This is a genomic window from Streptosporangium sp. H13245 (assembly GCF_055690525.1).
Map to the genome: position 1 here is coordinate 85,440 of NZ_JBSZKT010000014.1, position 18,706 is coordinate 104,145.

The 18,706-nt window shown below is 73.0% G+C and carries 17 protein-coding genes; 6 read left to right on the top strand and 11 right to left on the bottom strand.

Translation table 11 applies throughout. The annotated features are described in order from the left end of the window. Positions 1–21: 21 nt before the first annotated feature. Together ACW9TB_RS21655 and ACW9TB_RS21660 are read right to left on the bottom strand one after the other, a co-directional pair. Entirely contained in the window at positions 22–1,233 is a 1,212-nt protein-coding gene (locus ACW9TB_RS21655; protein ID WP_472749851.1) for an acyltransferase family protein, read from the bottom strand. Further along, positions 1,230–4,052, bottom strand: a complete 2,823-nt coding sequence (locus ACW9TB_RS21660; RefSeq protein ID WP_472749852.1) for a condensation domain-containing protein — start codon at positions 4,050–4,052, stop codon at positions 1,230–1,232. Before ACW9TB_RS21660 ends, ACW9TB_RS21655 begins: the two co-directional genes overlap by 4 nt. Positions 4,053–4,166: 114 nt before the next feature. On the opposite strand from ACW9TB_RS21660, the gene ACW9TB_RS21665 reads away from it, so the two are divergent. From ACW9TB_RS21665 to ACW9TB_RS21675, 3 genes are all read left to right on the top strand, one after another. After that, positions 4,167–4,931: an SDR family NAD(P)-dependent oxidoreductase gene (locus ACW9TB_RS21665; RefSeq protein WP_472749853.1), complete on the top strand. Its 765-nt coding sequence runs from the start codon at positions 4,167–4,169 to the stop codon at positions 4,929–4,931. 123 nt (positions 4,932–5,054) lie between these two features. Next, positions 5,055–5,486 carry a VOC family protein gene (locus tag ACW9TB_RS21670; protein ID WP_472749854.1) on the top strand — a complete coding sequence of 144 codons (432 nt, stop codon included), beginning with the start codon at positions 5,055–5,057 and terminating at the stop codon, positions 5,484–5,486. Continuing rightward, a complete protein-coding gene (locus ACW9TB_RS21675) occupies positions 5,483–6,493 on the top strand; it encodes a class I SAM-dependent methyltransferase (RefSeq protein WP_472749855.1) in 1,011 nt (336 codons plus the stop codon). The genes ACW9TB_RS21670 and ACW9TB_RS21675 overlap by 4 nt, the downstream gene beginning before the upstream one ends. Positions 6,494–6,632: 139 nt before the next feature. Here ACW9TB_RS21675 and ACW9TB_RS21680 read toward each other — a convergent pair whose 3' ends face one another. The 5 genes from ACW9TB_RS21680 to ACW9TB_RS21700 are packed head-to-tail and all read right to left on the bottom strand — an operon-like array spanning position 6,633 to position 10,271. Then, positions 6,633–7,151 (bottom strand): S26 family signal peptidase, encoded by a 519-nt coding sequence (locus ACW9TB_RS21680; protein ID WP_472749856.1) that lies wholly within the window; start codon positions 7,149–7,151, stop codon positions 6,633–6,635. Next, positions 7,148–8,968 (bottom strand): ABC transporter ATP-binding protein, encoded by a 1,821-nt coding sequence (locus ACW9TB_RS21685; protein WP_472749857.1) that lies wholly within the window; start codon positions 8,966–8,968, stop codon positions 7,148–7,150. The genes ACW9TB_RS21680 and ACW9TB_RS21685 overlap by 4 nt, the downstream gene beginning before the upstream one ends. Before the next feature lie 12 nt (positions 8,969–8,980). Next, the gene (locus ACW9TB_RS21690) at positions 8,981–9,553 is read right to left on the bottom strand and encodes a thioredoxin domain-containing protein (protein ID WP_472749858.1); all 573 of its coding nucleotides are present in this window, start codon (positions 9,551–9,553) and stop codon (positions 8,981–8,983) included. Beyond that, the gene (locus tag ACW9TB_RS21695) at positions 9,462–10,085 is read right to left on the bottom strand and encodes a MauE/DoxX family redox-associated membrane protein (RefSeq protein WP_472749859.1); all 624 of its coding nucleotides are present in this window, start codon (positions 10,083–10,085) and stop codon (positions 9,462–9,464) included. The genes ACW9TB_RS21690 and ACW9TB_RS21695 overlap by 92 nt, the downstream gene beginning before the upstream one ends. Next, on the bottom strand, positions 10,086–10,271 hold the full coding sequence (locus tag ACW9TB_RS21700; protein WP_472749860.1) for a hypothetical protein: 186 nt from the start codon (positions 10,269–10,271) through the stop codon (positions 10,086–10,088). It lies immediately after the preceding gene. A gap of 156 nt (positions 10,272–10,427) precedes the next feature. Here ACW9TB_RS21700 and ACW9TB_RS21705 point away from each other — a divergent pair, with 156 nt between their 5' ends. Further along, on the top strand, positions 10,428–12,944 hold the full coding sequence (locus tag ACW9TB_RS21705; RefSeq protein WP_472749861.1) for an ATP-binding protein: 2,517 nt from the start codon (positions 10,428–10,430) through the stop codon (positions 12,942–12,944). A gap of 123 nt (positions 12,945–13,067) precedes the next feature. On the opposite strand, the gene katG is transcribed toward ACW9TB_RS21705, so the two are convergent. The 4 genes from katG to ACW9TB_RS21725 all read right to left on the bottom strand — a co-directional run bounded on the left by katG (position 13,068) and on the right by ACW9TB_RS21725 (position 16,687). Then, the gene (gene katG / locus ACW9TB_RS21710) at positions 13,068–15,299 is read right to left on the bottom strand and encodes a catalase/peroxidase HPI (protein WP_472749862.1); all 2,232 of its coding nucleotides are present in this window, start codon (positions 15,297–15,299) and stop codon (positions 13,068–13,070) included. A 37-nt stretch (positions 15,300–15,336) separates the two neighbouring features. Further along, the gene (locus ACW9TB_RS21715; protein WP_472749863.1) at positions 15,337–15,774 is read right to left on the bottom strand and encodes a Fur family transcriptional regulator; all 438 of its coding nucleotides are present in this window, start codon (positions 15,772–15,774) and stop codon (positions 15,337–15,339) included. A 122-nt stretch (positions 15,775–15,896) separates the two neighbouring features. Beyond that, positions 15,897–16,205, bottom strand: coding sequence for a transcriptional regulator (locus ACW9TB_RS21720; RefSeq protein WP_472749864.1), 309 nt, complete (start codon positions 16,203–16,205; stop codon positions 15,897–15,899). Continuing rightward, on the bottom strand, positions 16,202–16,687 hold the full coding sequence (locus tag ACW9TB_RS21725; RefSeq protein WP_472749865.1) for a hypothetical protein: 486 nt from the start codon (positions 16,685–16,687) through the stop codon (positions 16,202–16,204). The genes ACW9TB_RS21720 and ACW9TB_RS21725 overlap by 4 nt, the downstream gene beginning before the upstream one ends. A gap of 274 nt (positions 16,688–16,961) precedes the next feature. On the opposite strand from ACW9TB_RS21725, the gene ACW9TB_RS21730 reads away from it, so the two are divergent. Both ACW9TB_RS21730 and ACW9TB_RS21735 read left to right on the top strand, forming a co-directional pair. After that, on the top strand, positions 16,962–17,477 hold the full coding sequence (locus tag ACW9TB_RS21730) for a SigE family RNA polymerase sigma factor (protein WP_472749866.1): 516 nt from the start codon (positions 16,962–16,964) through the stop codon (positions 17,475–17,477). Then, positions 17,474–18,673: a TolB family protein gene (locus ACW9TB_RS21735; protein ID WP_472749867.1), complete on the top strand. Its 1,200-nt coding sequence runs from the start codon at positions 17,474–17,476 to the stop codon at positions 18,671–18,673. Before ACW9TB_RS21730 ends, ACW9TB_RS21735 begins: the two co-directional genes overlap by 4 nt. Positions 18,674–18,706 lie beyond the last annotated feature (33 nt).

Below are 18,706 nucleotides of genomic sequence, written 5' to 3' on the forward strand. Positions count from 1 at the left end.
GGGTCACCACGATCCCTCGCCTCACATGGAGGGTTCCGCGCCCGGTGCCGGGGTGACGGCCTTGGGCTCGCGGCGCAGCATCGCCCGCAGCCTCTTCTCGATCGGATACTCGTACAGCCGGTACAGCCCCCACGACAGCAGCACGCTGACGACCAGGCCCGCCAGCGCGTACGGCAGGTGCGCCCAGGTGGGCTGCGGGAAGTCGTAGAGCGACTGCCGCCCGAACGCGTGCTTGGCGATGGGGAAGAGCACCAGGAAGTGGACCAGGTAGAAGGCGTAGGACCACTGGCCGAGCGCCACCAGCGGGCGGGAGCTCAGCAGGCTGCGCCGTCCGGCCAGGTCGTTGGTCGCCGCCGCCGCGATGAGCAGCGCGAACACCACGATGCTGCCCCGGTTGGCGGTCTCGGCCAGCGCGGTCTGCCACACACCGGACCAGGACCACGCCCACAGCAGCGCGAAGTAGCCGACCGTGATCGCGGTCGCCGTGCGCAGCCCGATCGGGCTGCGCCAGCCCCGGCGCACGGCGGCGGCGATCACGATGCCCAGCACGAACTCGCTGACCCGGGAGATCGGCGAGTGGGTGGCGAAGTAGTACAGGTCGGAGGTGAACCAGTTCTCCCCGGTGAGCTGCGGGTTGGCCAGCCAGAGCCACACGCGCGTGCCGATGCTGATCGCGATGAGCGCGGCGGCGATCATCACCATCTGGCGCAGGGTGCGCCGCACGATCGGGCGCACCACGAGCGGGAAGACCGCGTAGAAGAACGCCTCGCACGACAGCGACCAGGAGACGGTGTGCGGCACCGTGTCGCTCTGGAACGACGCCGGGAACCACGCCTGCACCATGAGCAGCGTCGCGAGCGTCCACCAGACCAGCGACGTGCCGCCCTCGGTCGGCCAGAGCTGGCCGCCGACGAGCAGCGCGACCGCCGCGACGGTGGTGATGAGCAGCGACGGCCAGATCCTGGCGAAGCGGCGCCAGTAGAACTTCGGCGCGGTGTCCCTGTCGAAAAACGTCCAGGTCAGGACGTAGCCGGACAGGACGAAGAAGAACGTCACCCCGGCCGTGCCGAGGACGAACAGCTCGTTGAGGTAGGGCAGCGGCAGCAGGATCGCGACGTGGCTGAAGAACACGCCGAACGCGGCGAACCACCGCAGTCCGGTCAGCGACTCCAGCCGCGTCCTCGGCGGTCCCTCGATCGTGCCCGGTGACGGCTTGGCGGCTACCGAGGTCATGACGCCGCCTCCTCTCCCGCTCCCGCGAGACCGGCTTGCGCGCGGCGCTCGTCGATGAGCACCGCCTGCTCGCGGACGGTCGCGTGGCGCAGCAGGTCGGGCAACTCCACCTCGACACCGAACGCCACCTCGTAGCGCAGGCTCAGCCTGGCCAGGGTGAGCGAGTGGCCGCCGAGGTCGAGGAAGCCGTCGGAGGCCCCGATCTCCTCCACGCCGAGCAGCTCGCGCCAGATCCCGGCGACGGCCTCCTCGGTGCCTCCCTGGACCGGCACGTGCCCGCCCTCGTCGGCGGGGGCGTCGGGGCTGGGCAGCTCCTCGTGGGCGACGTGGCCCCCGGCGGTCCTGGGCAGGGCGTCGAGGACGGTGACGGAGCCGGGTACCTGGTACTCGGGCAGGTGGGCGGTGAGCTCCTTGGGGTCGATCCCCTCCCCCGCCACGTAGGCGGCGAGCCGGTCGTGGCGCACGTCCACGGCGGCCTCGGCCACACCGGGGCGACCGGCCAGGGAGCGGGCCAGCTCGTCGGTGTCCACCCGGAACCCGCCGACGGTGAACATCCGGTCGAAGCGGCCGAGCAGCTCCAGCGAGCCGTCGGGAAGGGTACGTCCGCGGTCGCCGGTGGCGGCGGCGCCGACGTGGATCTCACCGGGCACGCCGACGGCGCCGGGGCGCCCGGCCCGGTCGGTGACCTCGATCGGCGTACCGGCCAGGGGCTCTCCGAGGAGGACGCCCCTGCGGGGTTCCGCGAGCGGGTCCACCCGGCGGGCCGCGGCCCACCGCTCCCCGTACAGGGTCCAGGTGGGGACGGCGGCGGCCAGCTCCCGCGCGAGGCCGGGCGGGGTGGTGGCCGCGTCGCAGAGCGCGGTGAACGGGCGGTCGGCGGGCAGGCCGTCCTGGAGCAGCAGCCGCCACGCGGCGGGCGGGGCGTGCACGACGGTGGCGTCGGCGACCAGGGCCCTCAGCCGTCCGGCGTCGCGGGCGGCCTCGGGGGGCGCGGTCACCAGGTGCGCGCCGTGCAGGAGGGCGAGCAGCATGGCGTCGGCGAACGCGCCGGACGCGGGCGGGGCGAAGGTGAGCACGGTGTCGGCGCGTTCACCGCTGCCCAGGCCGATCCGCGAGGCCAGGTCCGCGACCGGCGCCGCGCTCGCCGTACGGCCGTCGAGGACGTCCGCCTTGAGGTGGGCGTAGCGCCAGACGGCGGGGTCGGGGCTGTCGGCGGACGGGGGCTCGGCGCCCCTGCGCACCGCGGGCGCGAGGTTCTCCGCACGCGTGTCGAGCTCGGCGTACGTCAGCGTGACGGCGGAGGCCCCCGTGCCCGTGCCCGCGTGGGTGGTGACGGCGGGCGAGTCCGGGGCGAGCCGGACCCGTTCGGCCAGGATCGCGGCCGGTCCCTCGCCGCCGCCGGTCTCCGGCTCCGGGAGCCGGGGGGCGGGCGGAAGGGCGAGGTCGCCGACCGGCAGGTCCGGGTGGCCGCAGGCCCTGGCGACCAGGAGCGCGAACTGCTCGGCGAGGACCTCGACGGTCGCCGGGTCGAACAGGTCGTCGTTGTAGCCCCACAGGCCCGCCATGCCGTCGCCGTCGACGCTGAAGTCCACCATCAGGTCGAAGTGCGATACCTCGACGTCGGGGACGAACTCCGAGGCCCGCACGCCCGGCAGGTTCAGGAAGACCCCGTCGTTGTCGCGTACCCCGAGCCCGGCCTGGAACAGCGGCGTGTGGCTCTGGGGCCGCTGCGGGTGCAGCTCGCGCACCAGCTCCTCGAAGGGCATCTCCTCGTGGTCGTGTCCCTCGACGGAGGCGTGGCGCACGCGGCGCAGCAGTTCGCGGAAGGTGGGCTCCCCGCGCAGGTCGAGGCGGAGGCAGATGATGTTGATGAAGCACCCGACGAGCGCTTCGAGCTCGGGCCGGATGCGCCCGGCGGCGGGTACGGCGGTGACGATGTCGGCCTGGCCCGCGTAGCGCGACAGCAGCACGCCGTAGGCGGCCAGCAGCACGGTGAACGGGGTGGTGCCCTCGTCGCGCGCCACCGCGCGCACGGCGGCGACGACGTCGCCCGGCAGCCGGGAGCGGTGGAAGCGGCCCGCGCGGCGCCGGTGCGGCGGCCGGGGCCGGTCGGAGGGCAGGTCGAGCAGGCGGGGAACGCCGTCCAGGGTCCGCCGCCAGTAGTCGACCAGGCGCGAGCGCACGTCCTCGGTGCGCAGCCGCTCGCGCTGCCACACGGAGAAGTCGGTGTACTGCAGGTCCAGGTCCTGCGGGGTCGCCGACCCGGTGTAGAGGGCCTCGACCTCGCGCCCGACGATGCCGAAGGACGGGTCGTCGAAGACGATGTGGTGGAAGGTGAGCACGAGGACGTGGTCGTCGGGCCCCAGCCGGAGCAGCAGTGCCCGCCAGAGCGGCCCGTGGCGCAGGTCGAACGGGGCCAGGATGTCGTCGGCGGCCATCCGCGCGGCCTCGGCCTCGGCGTCGGGCTCGTCCGCCAGGTCGACGGAGCGCAGCACGCTCGCGGGCGCGTCGCCGACGCGCTGCACGGGCATGCCGTCGACCTCCTCGACGGTGGAGCGCAGGATCTCGTGCCGCCTGATCACCTCGCACAGCGCCCGGTCGAGGGCTCCGGCGTCAAGGGGTCCGCGCAGCCGTAGCGTGGCGGGCACGTGGTAGAACCCGAAACCCGGATTGAACATCTCGCCGAACCAGATGCGTTCCTGGGTGGAGGAGACCGGCACCCCCGAATCGGGCACGTCGTGTCGCGGGATGCGATCTCGCTCGCGCCTGCGGCGGGCGATCAGGTCGTGCACATTGTCCGCGCTCTTGGAAATCGTCATGTGAATGGTTCCTCACGTCTGTGGGGTGCAGCGTGAATGCAGAATTTTGCGTCAGGATATGTCTTGATAAGCGAGAGCATTTACCCTCTATTGCGAAAAGGCGGCGAAACGGATATGGAGCTGCAGGGTGTGACGGCGCTGGTCTCGGGGGGCGGCGGGGGGCTGGGCGCCGCCACCGCGCGCGAGCTCGCCAAGGCCGGCGCGCACGTGGTCGTGGCCGACCTGGACGCCGGTACGGGAGGCCCGGTGGCCGACGAGGTGGGCGGCACGTTCGTGGAGACCGACGTGACCGACGCGGCGTCGGTCGGGCGCGCGGTGGAGGTGGCCGCCGGGGTCGCGGGACCGCTGCGCGTGGCGGTGAGCTGCGCGGGGATCGCGCCCGCCGCCCGTACGGTCGGGCTCGACGGCAGGCCGCACGACCTGGGGACCTTCGAGCGGGCGCTCGCGGTCAACGTGGTGGGCACCTTCAACGTGATGCGCCTGGCCGCCGCCGCGATGGCCGCGACCGAGCCGCTGGAGGACGGCGAGCGCGGCGTGGTCGTCAACACCTCCTCGGCCGCCGCCGAGGACGGCCAGGCGGGCCAGGTCGCCTACGCCGCCTCCAAGGGCGCGGTCGCGGCGCTCACCCTGCCCGCCGCCCGCGACCTCGCCTCGGTCGGCGTGCGGGTGTGCGCGCTGTCACCCGGCCTGTTCGACACCCCGCTGCTCGCGGCGATCCCGCCGGAGTTCCGGCGCCCGCTGGTACGGCAGATCGTCTTCCCGCCCCGCCCCGGCACGCCCGAGGAGTTCGCGCGGGCGGTCCGCGCGATGTGCGAGCTGGGCTATCTCAACGCGGCGGTCGTCCGCCTGGACGGCGGGCTGCGCCTGCCGAACACCTGAAGTTTGAGTGCCGGATGTGCGAGCAGAACACCTAACCCGTGAACGCCGGGACGTCTCGCCGGCGGGATGCGGGGTAGCGTTCCCGTACGTTTCCATGGTCACCGATCGAGGGAGATGAAGAAATTGCGCACCCCACCCGACGGAATGCCGAGAATCACCCCCGTCATCTTCTACTCCGACGTCGAGAAAGCCATCGAATGGCTCGTCGAGGCGTACGGATTCGAAAAGCGCAAGGTGCTGAACGACGACGACGGCTCGGTCGTCCACGCGGAGCTGTCGTTCGGTGAGGGTGTCGTGCAGCTCGCCGGGACGGGCGACGGCCGCAAGCACGAGCCGCAGGGCGAGGGCGAGCTGCGCCAGAGCCTGTACGTCTTCGTGGACGACGTGGACGAGCACTACGAGCGCGCGAAGGCGGCCGGAGCCGTGATCCGCGACAAGCCGGACACGCGCTTCTACGGTGACCGCAACTACACCAGCGAGGACCTGGAGGGGCACCACTGGGTCTTCGCCCGCCGGGTCGAGGAGATCCCGTACGAGGAGATCGACACCCCATGAGCGCCGTCGAGCAGGTCAGGGAGCTGTACGAACGCTACCCGTGCCCGTCGCTGACCGTCGGCGACGACCTGATCCTGGACCTGGCGCTCGGCATCGGCATGGTCGCCAGGGACAAGACCCTGGCGGGCAAGCGGGTGCTGGACGCCGGGTGCGGCACCGGGCACCAGCTGCTCGGGCTCGCCTCGCAGTACCCCAAAGCGCACTTCACCGGCATGGACCTGTCGCAGTCGTCGCTCGACGTGGCCGAAGAGCTGCGCGAGCGCAACGGGCTGACCAACGTGGAGCTGGTGCGCGGCGCCATCGGCGGGGAGGGCTTCGAGGGCCCCTACGACCTGATCGTGATGACCGGGGTGCTGCACTGCCTCGACGACCCCCGCGCGGGCCTGGCCTGGCTCGCCGAGCGGCTCTCGCCCGGCGGGCTGATGTACCTGTGGCTGTTCCACAGCTTCGGCGAGCACCAGCGGCTGATCGACCGCGAGCTGGTACGGCTGCTGTCGGGCGGCGACACCGGCGAGGAGGGTTTGTCGGTGGTGCACCGGCTGGGGTTCGGCCGCTCGGCGGGCCGCTACGGCACGGGCACCGCGCCCGGCGCCGACCCGCGCGACCAGGACGTGCTGGACGCCGACGCCTACCTGCACCCGGTCATGCGGACCCACCGCTTCGGCGACGCGGCCCGCCTGTTCGAGGACCTCGACGGGATCGGCTGGGTCGCGCTGAACGGCGTCAACTGGGACGGCGGCGGCAAGATCCTGGACCTGGGCCGCCGTCACCCCGCCTCACCGGTGTTCCTGTCGGACGCCGACCTGTTCGACGACGAGGAGCTGCTGGCGCGCTACGCCGGGCTGCCCGTCGCCGAGCGGGCGGCGGTGATGGAGCTGCGGCTCGCGCCGACCGGCTTCACCGTCGTGGCCGGTGCCCCGGAGGCGGAGAGCTTGTGCGAGTCCAGGATCTCGGGCAACGTGCTCCTGCGGAACCCGGCGGCCGCCCCCGGCGGAACCGGCGGGTGACCGGCCCGCGGCTGCCACTCCCGGAAGGGAAGGAGGGGCGCCCGCCCCGCTGAACGAGCGGGTGTCCCCGGTCCGTCACCCGGCTGAGGTCAGGCACCGCCACGGGCGCGCCCCGGCGTCGACGGCGAACGTACGGAGGTCATGGCCGCGCGCCCCGGTGGGAACGACGGGAACCGGATCCGGCCGAGGGCCTTCCGCCGAGCCGGAGCAGGATCACGCCGAGCACCCGGTCCGTCCGGACGGTACCGAAGTGCCGGGAGTCCCTGCTCGCCTCGGCGTTGTCGCCGAGGAGCACGAGGTGCCGGGGCGGGACGACACCGGCGGGACTCCGTGCCCAGGAGGGCAGGCAGGCCGGTTCCGGATCGCCCGGCACCGCGACGACCCGCTTGACCATCCACCGGGGGCCTCCGGCCGGATCTCCCGGCCGGCAGGGTCCCGGCTCCTCGACGACCACGATGTCACCGTTGCGTGGCCGCTCCCCCGGCCTCCGGCGGACCAGCACCCGGTCCCCGGGGCGTAGCGCCGGTGCCATGCTCAGCCCGCTGACCGACAGCACGACCAGGCGCCCGCGGAGCAGGACGGCCGCGGCCACGACGGTGAGCACGGGCACCAGCACCGCGCCCGCGCCGGTCAGCGTGGCGGCCAGTGCGGCGCTCACCCGACCCCCTCCGGCGCCGAGGGGCGGTAACCGGCCGCCTGCAGCTCGAAGAGCCGGGCGTACGCGCCGCCGCGCGCCAGCAGCTCGTCGTGCGTGCCCCGTTCGGCGATCCGCCCGCCGGACAGCACGACGATCAGATCGGCCTCGCGGACGACGCCCAGCCGGTGGGAGACCAGCAGGCCGGTCAGCCCGCGCCGGTGCTCGCGGAGCCGGGCGTGCACCTCGTGCTCGGCCTCGGCGTCCAGGGCGGAGCTCGGCTCGTCGAGGACGAGCAGATCGGGCCGATCGAGGATCAGGCCCCGGGCTATCGACAGCCGCTGCCACTGCCCGCCGGAGAGGACCACCCCGGTGTCGGGGTCGGCGCGGTCGGCCTCGGAGAAGAAGATCCGGGTCAGCAGGGTCTCGTACCCGCGCGGGAGGGCGGCCAGGACGTCGTGCACGCCCGCGCGGCCCGCCGCGTCCTCGATCCGGCCGGTGTCCTCCAGGGCGGTCAGGTCGCCGATGGCGATGTTCTCCCGCGCCGTGAGGTCGTAGCAGGTCGCGTCCTGGAAGACGGCCCGGATCCGGCGTCTCAGCTCCGCCGGGTCGAGGTCGCGCAGGTCGGTGCCGTCCCAGAGCACCGCCCCGCGCGTCGGGTCGTAGAGCCGGCACAGCAGCTTCACCAGCGTGCTCTTCCCGGCTCCGTTGAGCCCGACCAGGGCGGTCGAGCGCCCGGCGGGGAGTGTCAGGTTCACCCCGCGCAGCACCCACGGCTGGTCGTCGGCGTACCGGAACCACACGTCGCGCAGCTCGATCCCGCCCCGCAGGGGTGCCGTCGGCAGGGGCCTGTCGCGGACGGGCAGCTCCGGCCCGGCGTCGGCGACGGCCAGGTAGTGGCCGAAGAGCAGCAGCGCCTGGTGCACGGACACGACCTCGGTCACCAGGGCGGCGAGGGCGCCCTGTACCGAACCGGCCGCGGCGACGACGAGCACCACGTCACCGACGGTGAGGGTGCCCTCGGCCGCGGCGCGTACCGCCCACAGCAGCAGACCGGCCGCCACCGCGGCGCCGAGCACCGCCAGCCCGCCCTGGAGCCTCAGCTCCCGCCGGTCGATCCGGCGGTGCGCGCCCTGGATCGCGCGGATCTCCGTGGCCATCCGTCCCCACAGGTACGGCCCGGCGCCGAACAGGCGCAGCTCCTTGGCCGCCTGCGGGCTGGTCAGCAGGCCGGAGTAGAACAGCTCCCGCCGCTCGGCCTGCCCGGTCTCGACCATCATCGCCGCCCGGCGCCTGCTCAGCGCCAGCTCGGCCAGCAGGGCCGGTACGGCGGCGAGCAGGACCGCCACCGCCACCCAGGGTCCCAGCAGGAGCAGGGATCCGGCGAAACCGATGATCGTGAGCAGTGCCTGGACGCCCCCCAGCCCGCCGTCCACCACCATTCCCGGGCTGCTCACCCCGCTGGACCTGGCGATCTGGAGGCGGTCCAGGAAGACCGGGTCCTCGAAGCGGCGCAGCCCCACGAAGCGGTCCACCGAGGCGTACAGCCGCGAGGTGGCGAGCAGGTACACCCGCCGGTCGCTCTCGGCCCGCAGGTAGCGGACGGCGTGCGGCATCAGCGCGGCGGCCACCCCGACGGCACCCAGCGCGGCGGCCGGTCCCAGCAGGTCGGGCCACCGTAGCGACCCGGCCGCCAGCCGGTCGATCACGATTTTGGTCAGCCAGGCGGCCGAGGGCGGCGCGAGCCCGCCCAGCAGCGTCACCGCCAGATACATGGCGATCTGCGCCGGGGCGGCCTGCCGGGCCAGCGCGAGCGCCCGCCCGGCCGCACGGAACGACATCGGCGCGGCGGGTCAGCCGCTGGCCGGGAGGGCCACGGCGTCGCGGTCGAGGACGGGGGCGAGGTCGAAGCCGGACGCGGACACCACGCCCTCCTCGACGAGGACGAACGCCGGGAAGCCGCTCACCCCGAACGCCCGCTGCACCGGGCCCTGGTCGGGTTCGACCACGACGGTGGCCACCGGCCGCAGAAGCTCGACCAGCGCCGTGGTCTCCTCCGGGGTGCCGATGGTCACGGCCAGCACGGCGTCGGGCCCTCCGGGCCGGGTCGCGGCGTACTCGACGAAGGAGGGCAGCTTCTCCTTGCACGGCTGGCAGCTCGGGGAGAAGAAGCCGACCAGCGGGCGCTCGCCGAGCGTGGCGAGGCCGACCGGCAGGTCCGCCACGCTGGTGGCGTCGAACCCGCCCACCGGCGACCCCGCCGGCATCGCGACCTCGACGTCGACGCCGCCGGAACCGCCGCCGCCGCGCAGGCTGGCCAGTTCGGCGGTGTGCTCACGGAGTCGGCGTACGACGCCGACGGTGAGTATCAGGTTGGTCACGAGCAGCAGTCCGAGCAGGACCGCCGCCGCGGCTAGGTACGCCATCAGGTCTCCTCAGGGGGGTGGGGGTGGGTGCGAAGAGCGCGACGAGGTCGTCCAGCAGGGTGACCAGCAGGCCCGCGAGACCTCCCGCCAGCAGGACGGCGATCGACCACGGTGACGGGTACCGGTCGTCGGGCCCCGCGAGCCCGGCCAGCGCGACGGCCGTGAGCAGGAGGTTGCGGACCAGGTGCCGGCCGGACAGCGGGGTGGCCGAGACGCCGAAGCAGCGGCACGGCTCGGTGCCGCCCCGGGCGAGCACCACCGCCACCCCCGAGGTGAGGACGACGAGCAGCGCGACGGCCGCGGCGAAACCGGCGTCGCGGGTGGGCGGGACCACCAGCAGCACCACCACGGCCGCCTCCGCCGTGGTGAGCGCGACCGCGACCGGCAGGGCACGGTCCCCGCGGACCAGGCGCATCGACGCCAGGGAGGTCGCGAAGGCGCGCAGGGCCCGCCCGCCACGCAGCTTGCCCGTCGCGGAGACGAGGAAGACCACCACGAGCAGGCCCTGACATGCCGGTACCAGATGCGTCATTCAGCACGAACGGCTGTGGTACCTGCAAGGACCACAGGCCTCGAAGTCGCAGCAGGTCTGCTTGTAGAGCTCGATCCCCCTGCAGTAGCAGGAGATGGTGTAGCAGGCCGAGGCGGCGTGCGCGGTCATCTTGGGAACGAGGCCGTCGACCATCCGGTCGGCGAGGGCGGTGAGCGTACGGGTCATGGCTCCTCCTCCGTGCCGGCCGCCGTATGCGGACCGACAAATACATCGAAACCCGGACTTAACCGACCTACCAGGATCTTGTACCGGACGTTGCACCGGACGTCCGGTACGCTGCCGGTGGGATCAGGGGGGCCGGTCTTGGGGAACGCGTTCGGAATGCTGCTCCGTCGCCATCGACTACACCGTCAGCTCACCCAGGAGACGCTCGCCGAACGGTCCGGTGTCAGCTCCCGCTCGATCCGCGAGATGGAACGCGACCCCGGGCGGAGCCCCAGGTCACAGACGGTCGAGCGGCTCGCGACGGCGCTGGAGCTGACCGGAGACGAGCGGGCGGAGTTCGTCGGCGCCGGGCACGCGCTCTTCTGGGCCAGCCGCCCCGGCCGCTCCGGCCCGCCGGACGGAAGCGTCCGCGCCGTCGATCCGCCGCCCTGGCGACTGCCCGCCGACCTCCCCGACTTCGTCGGCCGAGGCGAGGAGCTCGCCCTGGTCCACAAGGTGCTCGACCCGGCCGCCGGCGGCGCGAGGCTGGTGGTGGCCTCCGGTCCGCCGGGGGTCGGCAAGACGGCACTGGCGCTGCACGCCGGTCACCGGCTCGCGCCGCTGTTTCCCGACGGGCAGCTGTACGCGAGGCTGCGCGGCGCCACCGGCGACCCCGCCGATCCGGCCGAGACACTGGCCCAGCTGCTGCGGATGCTCGGCGTGGACGGATCGGCCCTGCCCGCCGGGGCGGACGCCCGCGCGGGCCTGCTCAGGATCCGGCTGGCGGGACGGCGGGTGCTCATCGTCCTCGACGACGCCGGTGGATACCGCCAGGTGGAACCGCTGCTGCCCGCCGAGGGCGTCGCGATGATCGTGACGAGCCGGTTACCGCTCACCGGGCTTCCCGGGGTGACGGCGATCGACCTGCGCCCGCTGCCCGACACGGCGGCCGTCGACCTGCTCGCCCGGGTGGCCGGCGCGGAACGCGTGCGCGCCGAGCCCTCGGCCGCCACCGAACTGGTCACGGTGTGCGGCGGGCTGCCGCTGGCGGTCCGCATCGTCGCGGCCCGGCTGGCCGCACGGCCCCACTGGGCGATCGGCGCGCTCACCGAACGGCTGACCGACGAGCGCCACCGGCTCGACGAGCTGCGGCACGGCGACCTCGCGGTGCGTCCCGGGCTGCAGCTCGCCTACCGGGGGCTCAGCCCGGCGACCGCCCGGGTGTTCGCGCTGCTCGGCGGGCTGGACGTCCCCTCGTTTCCCGAATGGCCGGTGGCCGCCCTGCTGGACGCCGGACCGGCCGCGGGGGCCGCCGCGCTGGAGGAGCTGCTCGACGCCCGGCTGCTGGACGACCTCGGCCCCGACCGGGCGGGCCAGGCGCGTTACCGGTTCCACGCGGTCACCCAGCTGTACGCGCGCGAGCGCCGGGAGGCCGAGATCGGCCGTTCCGAATGGGTCGCCGCGCTGGCCAGGACCGCGGGCGGCTGGCTGGCCCTCGCCCGGCGAGCCCAGGACCTCCTGCACAGCGACCGGTTCTACCTCGACGACAGAAACGTGCCCTCGCCCGCCGCCGACCCGCGCGCGGCCACCGTCGCCGACCGCCACCCCCTCGAATGGTTCGAGGCCGAACGGGAGAGCATCGCGACGCTGGTCCGGGCGTGCGCCGAGACGGGCCTGGCGGCGACGGCGCGCGGCCTGGCCGGCTGCAGCGCCGACTTCCACGACTTCCAGGGCTACTACGACGACCTGCGGCGGATCCTGGAGACGGCGCTGGCCGCCTGCCGCCAGGCCGGTGACCGCCCCGGCGAGGCGACGATGCTCCGGGGGCTCGGCAACTGCCTGGTCGAGCTCGACGACATGGACGAGGGCCTGTCCACGCTGCACGCCGCCCACGCGCTGGCGGAACGGGTCGGCGACCTCGCCGGGGCCGCGCTGGCCCGCCGGTACATCGGTTTCACCCTGGGGCTGATCGGCCGGCTCGACGAGGCCGAGGCGGAGATACGCGCCGCGGTGCGGGAACTACGGCTCACCGGGCAGCGGCCCGCCGAGGCCGTCGCCCTCGGCAACCTCGGGTTCGTGCTGCGGCAGCGCGGCGACGGCGCCGGGGCCGTCGACGTCCTGCGCGCGGCGTCGCTCGTCGCCCGGTCGTGCGGTGACCTGTTCGCCCAGGCCTGCACCTCGCGAGGCATCGCCGGGGCGTTCCTGGCCCAGGGACAGGTCCAGGAGGCGCAGCGGGCGGCCCGGCGGTCCGTCACGCTCTTCGGCCAGATCGGCGATGTGATCGGCACCGCGCAGAGCATGCGGGTGCTCGGCGAGACACTCTCGCGTGAGCCGTACGGACGGGCCGAAGCCGAACGGGTGCTGGGCGGCGCGGTGGCGCTGTTCCGTGAGCGGGGGCACAGCTGGGGGGTCGCCCTCGCCGAGCTGAGCCTCGGCGAGGTGGAGCTCCACCGCGACGCCGAGGGGGCCACCGGGCGCCTCCACCGCTCCCTGCGCTACTGGACCGACAACCAGGTTCCGGCCCTGCGGGCGCGGGCGTTCGTCGCGCTCGCGGCCGCGGCCGAACGGGCGGGCGCCCCTGACGCGCGGGAGCTGCTGGCGAGTGCCCATCGGATCTACCGGGAGCTGGGGATGCCGGCCGCGGACGAGCTCGCGACGCGCCTCGGGCCCCTCGACGACACCGCGCCGCCCTGAGCACAACCGACACCCGGAAGGGATGTCGGTGCGGGGCACCGGCGTCGTCCTCCAAGACGGGAACGTCCGGGCCTGCCCCGCGAGGCAGGCCCGGACGCCGTGATCAGACGCGATCAAATAAGGTCAGACGAGGTCGAACCGGTCGAGGTTCATCACCTTGTCCCACGCGGCGACGAAGTCCTTCACGAACTTCTCCTTCGCGTCGTCGCTCGCGTAGACCTCCGCGAGCGCGCGCAGCTCGGAGTTCGAGCCGAAGACGAGGTCGGCGCGGGTGCCGGTCCACCTGACCTCGCCCGTGGCGAGGTCGTGGCCCTCGAACGTGTTCGCGTCCTCGGACGTCTCCTTCCACCTCGTGCCCAGGTCGAGCAGGTTGACGAAGAAGTCGTTGGTCAGCGTCCCGGGGGTCGCGGTGAGGACGCCGTGCCGCGACTGCCCGTGGTTCGCGCCCAGGACGCGAAGGCCACCGACGAGGACCGTCAGCTCGGGGGCGCTCAGGGTCAGCAGGTTCGCCCGGTCGATCAGCAGGTACTCGGCAGGCAGCCGGTTGCCCTTCCCGAGGTAGTTGCGGAACCCGTCGGCGGCCGGTTCGAGCGCGGCGAACGACTCCACGTCCGTCTGCTCCTGCGACGCGTCCACGCGACCCGGAGTGAAGGGGACCTCGACGTCGAAACCGGCGTCCTTGGCGGCCTTCTCGACGGCCGAGGCACCGGCGAGCACGATCAGGTCGGCGAGCGAGACCTGCTTGCCGCCGGTCTGGGCGGCGTTGAAGGCCCCCTGGATCTCCTCCAGGACCCGCAGCACCGTGGCCAGCTGGTCGGGGTCGTTGACCTCCCACCCGCTCTGCGGTTCGAGGCGGACGCGCGCGCCGTTGGCGCCGCCGCGCTTGTCGCTGCCCCGGAAGGACGAGGCCGACGCCCAGGCGGCGGACACGAGCTGGGACACCGGCAGGCCCGAGGCGAGGACGCGGCTCTTGAGGAAGGCGACGTCCTCGGCGTCGACGAGCTCGTACGTCACCGCGGGGAGGGGGTCCTGCCACAGCAGCGTCTCGGCCGGGACCTCCGGGCCGAGGTAGCGGACGACCGGGCCCATGTCACGGTGGGTCAGCTTGAACCACGCGCGGGCGAAGGCGTCCGCGAACTCGGCGGGGTTCTCCAGGAAGCGCCGCGAGATCTGGTTGTAGACCGCGTCCGCGCGGAGCGCGAGGTCGGTCGTCAGCATCGTCGGGGCGTGGCTCGTCAGCGGGTCGTGGGCGTCGGGGACGGTCCCGGCGCCCGCGCCGTCCTTCGGCTTCCACTGGTGCGCGCCCGCGGGGCTCTTGCTCAGCTCCCACTCGTAGCCGTACAGGATCTCGAAGAAGCTGTTGTCCCACGTCACCGGAGTGTTCGTCCACGCACCCTCAAGACCGCTGGTGATCGTGTCGCCACCCTTGCCGGTGCCGTAGGTGTTGTTCCAGCCGAGGCCCTGCTCCTCAAGTGAGGCGGCCTCGGGGTCGGCGCCGACGTGGTCGGCCGGGCCCGCGCCGTGGGTCTTGCCGAAGGTGTGACCGCCCGCGATCAGGGCGACGGTCTCCTCGTCGTTCATCGCCATCCGGCGGAACGTCTCACGGATGTCGCGGGCCGCGGCGAGCGGGTCCGGGTTGCCGTTCGGGCCCTCGGGGTTGACGTAGATGAGACCCATCTGGACCGCGCCGAGGGGGCTCTCGAGCTCCCGGTCGCCGGTGTAGCGCTGGTCGTCGAGCCAGGTGGTCTCCGGACCCCAGTAGACGTCCTCCTCGGGCTCCCAGACGTCCTCGCGCCCGCCCGCGTAGCCGAAGGTCCTGAAGCCCATCGACTCCAGGGCGACGTTACCGGCGAGGATCATGAGGTCGGCCCACGAGAGCGCCTGGCCGTACTTCTTCTTGACCGGCCACAGCAGGCGGCGGGCCTTGTCGAGGTTGGCGTTGTCCGGCCAGCTGTTGAGGGGGGCGAAGCGCTGCTGACCGGCCCCGGCGCCGCCGCGGCCGTCGCTGATGCGGTACGTGCCCGCGCTGTGCCACGCCATCCGGATGATGAACGGGCCGTAGTGGCCGTAGTCGGCGGGCCACCAGTCCTGCGAGGTCGTCAGCACCTCCGCGAGGTCCCGCTTCACGGCCGCGAGGTCAAGGGCCTTGAACGCCTCGGCGTAGTCGAAGCCCTCGCCGAGGGGGTTGGCCACGGCGGGGTTCTTGGCGAGGATCTTCAGGTTGAGCCGCTCCGACCACCACTGGCGGTTTCCGCCGCCCTGGGTCGGGTGCGGGGCGCGCTCGTGCGCGACCGGGCAGCCGCCTTCGCCCTCCGCCTTCGCGTCGGTGACGATTGCATCATGGTTCTCTGACATGGAAATCCTTCGGGATCTTCTTGTTAGGGGATCACGCTCAAGAACTGCGAGGGGTGGAACAGCCGGGGCACAGGCCCCAGTAGATGACCTCGGCCTCGTCGATCGAGAAGCCGTGGTCGTCGGACGCGGTCAGGCAGGGTGCCTCGCCCGCCACGCAGTCGACGTCGGCGACGACGCCGCACGACCGGCAGACGATGTGGTGATGGTTGTCTCCGACGCGTCCCTCGAACCGGGCCGGGCTGCCGGCCGGTTCGATGCGGCGTACGAGCCCGGCGGCGGTGAGCGCCTGGAGAGCCTCGTACACGGCCTGGAGGGAGACGTGGCCCACGCGATCACGCACCCCGGAGGCGATCGCCTCGACGCCGAGATGGTTGCCGTCCCGGACGGTGTCGAGCAGTGCCACACGGGCGGCCGTCACCCGCAGTCCTGCCCCGCGCAACTCCTCGGCGGTGGCCGAAGTCTTGGGTGCGGTCATGGCGCCACACCCTAACGCCATAAACACGAACTACTCAAGACAATGAACGGTGCAAATATAGCGCCGCACCTGGCGGCGCCCGCCGCGCCCGCTCCGGCGGGAAACCGGCGAGATCCTCGCCTTCAGGTGGGGAGGATCGAGAGGCCGGACTGGGCGACGATGGCCTGGAGCGCGGCGACGTGGCCGGCGTAGGCCGCGCGCCCCTCGCGGGTGAGGCCGAACCACGTCCTCGGGCGCTTGCCGACGTACCCCTTGCGGATCCTCACGTAACCGGCCGCCTCCAGGGCGCTCGCGTGCTTGGACAGCACCGAGTCGCTGATGCCCAGGTTGTCGCGGACGAAGGCGAACTCGGCCTCGTCGGCGGCGGCCAGCAGCGAGACGATCTGCAGCCGGGTCGGCGCGTGGATCGCCGGGTCGAGTCGCGGCGTCATCGCTTCGCCGTCTCCGCCCGCCTCGCGGTCCGCCCGGACATCCACCGGGCCACCAGGGGCGAGGTGATCGCCACGATCACAGTCATGATCACACCCATGAGGGTACGCGGGTAGGCGAGGCCCAGCCCCTCGAACCACAACACCATCAGGGTGGCCACGGCACCGGTGACGACCAGCCAGCCGGTGAAGCCGATCCACGCCCACGGGTCCATCACGGAGGGGTGCGGGCGCAGGCTCGCGTTCCTGACGTCCCGCACGAACTTGAGGACCGCGGCGACGAGACCGGCCAGCAGGACCGGCACGGCGATCCAGAGCCACCAGGGGGGCGAGATCTCGGTGACGAACTGCATGCCGGTGACGAAGATCCAGACCGCCACCGGATACCAGGCGGGGAACATCGGCGGCGCGGCGCGCAGGATCCTGCGCTGCGTCTCGTGGACCTGGGCCAGCGTCCGCGCGGCCTCTTCGGGGGTGATGTCCATGGTCGGCTCCTTTGGTCTTTCCAATCTGGAAAGTACTTTCTTCTTTCCGGGTCGTCAAGTACTTTCCAAGCCCGGAACGGATCACTCCTCCGCCCACGGGATCGCGGACTCCCCCGCGCCGCACGTCCGGCCCCCCCGGAAGGTCCTTCCACGACCTGCACCGGCCCCGGCCCCGGCCCCGGAAGGACTTCCGCGCCTTTCCCGCGGGGCGGTGCAACAGTTCGCCGGGCGATTCCATCTGAGAGGTGACAGGGACGACGAAAGGCGAAGACAGTTGGAAGCAGATCCCCGGTTCGCCGGGTTCGTCGCCGAGCGTGGCGACGCGCTGTTGCGCTACGGCTACGTCCTGGCCGGGAACCCGCACGACGCGGCCGACCTGGTCCAGGAGGCGCTCCTGAAATTGCGCGCCTCCTGGCCGGGGCTGCGCGCCAAGGACAATCCCGAAGGTTACGTACGTACCACCATGGCCAGGCTGCACACGGCGGCCTGGCGGTTGCGGCGGCGCGAACTGCTCGCCTGGGACCCACCGGAGCGCGGGTACCACGACACGCCGCCCGGCGAGGACGAGCAGGCGATGAGTGAGGCGCTGGCCGGGCTGCCCCGCAGGCAGCGGGTGGTGCTGGTGTTGCGCTACTACGAGGGGCTGAGCGACGAGGAGATCGCGACGGCTCTGAAGATCTCTCGCGGAACCGTGCGGAGCCAGGCGTCGCGGGCGCTCGGCAAGCTCCGTTCCGCGGCGGGCGAGCACATCGAGGAAGGCGTCATGTCGGATCAGGGGAAGCGGCGATGACCGGTATCGAAGAGCGGTTGACCAAGACCCTGGGACACATGGCCGAGCGGGCGCCGCGGCTGGCCGCCTCCACGGCGGAACGGCTGGAAACCGGCTACCGGCGGCGTAGGAACAGGTCCCAGGCGCTGCTCGCGGCGGCGGCCGTGGTGGTGGTCGCGGGCGGGGTGGCCGTGGGCCTGCGGGGGGTCGGCGACGGGAGGGCGCTGCCCGCGGCCGGCCCGTCGGAAGTGCCGTCCGCGACGATCGGCGTCACCGCGAAACCCGTCGAGCAGGTGTGGCCGCAGGCCGTGTGGAAGATGCCCGTCAAGGACTCCGAGGGCAGGGAACTGCACCCGGTCTCGCTGACCGGCGACGGAACCCTGCTGGTCAAGGCGTGGCGCGAGGTCGAGCGGCCCGAGGTTCTCTACCTCTACGACCTGGCCGGAGGGGAACTACGGAAGATCACGGACCTGCCCCGGCCGAGGAAGGCCACGGGGAGCGCCGCGAACTTCGGCGTGGGTGAGGGCGTGGTGGCGTGGTGGACCTCGACGAAGACCTCCGCACGCCTCTGGGCCGTGCCGCTGACCGGCGGCGAGGCCAGGCAGGTGGCCGAGCACGAGACCGGGGGCGACATGATCGACAACCTCGCCGTGGCGAACGGCACGATCGTGTTCTCCGTGCTGAAGGGCGGGGTGTTCGGCGTTCCCGTGGACGGGGGCCAGGTGACACCGATCAGCCGTGGGACCGGCCTGAACCTGCTGTCCTGGCCGTGGGCGGGCTCGCCGGGCGCCTGGAGCCCCCAGGACGGGGCACCGTTCACGCACCTGGTCAACCTGGAGACCGGGCAGACCAGCGACGCGGCCCCGGCCCGTCAGGGAGAGCAGTTGCTCGCCTGTGGCGTCCAGTCCTGCCTCGCGACGACGCCCGGCGGCGCCAGGGCGTTCACCCGGCCGCGTGACGGCTCGGAACAGCTGGAGGTGCCGACCGGCTTCCAGATCCCGGAACCGCCCGGTCAGAGCCGCTTCTACGTGCGCACCCTTGAGAGTGACATGCCGGGTCTCGGGCTCTACGACCTGAAGACCGGCACACTGGTGGACCTGGGCATCCGGGAGGAGGCCACGCAGGGCGAGGTCCCGGTCGCCGACCGGGCCGGGCGGATAATGACGTACCAGATCAAAAGCGGCAGGTACGTGATCGACCTGTCCAAGATTCCCTGACCGGGGGCCGGGCGCGGAGCGCGCCCGGCCGAC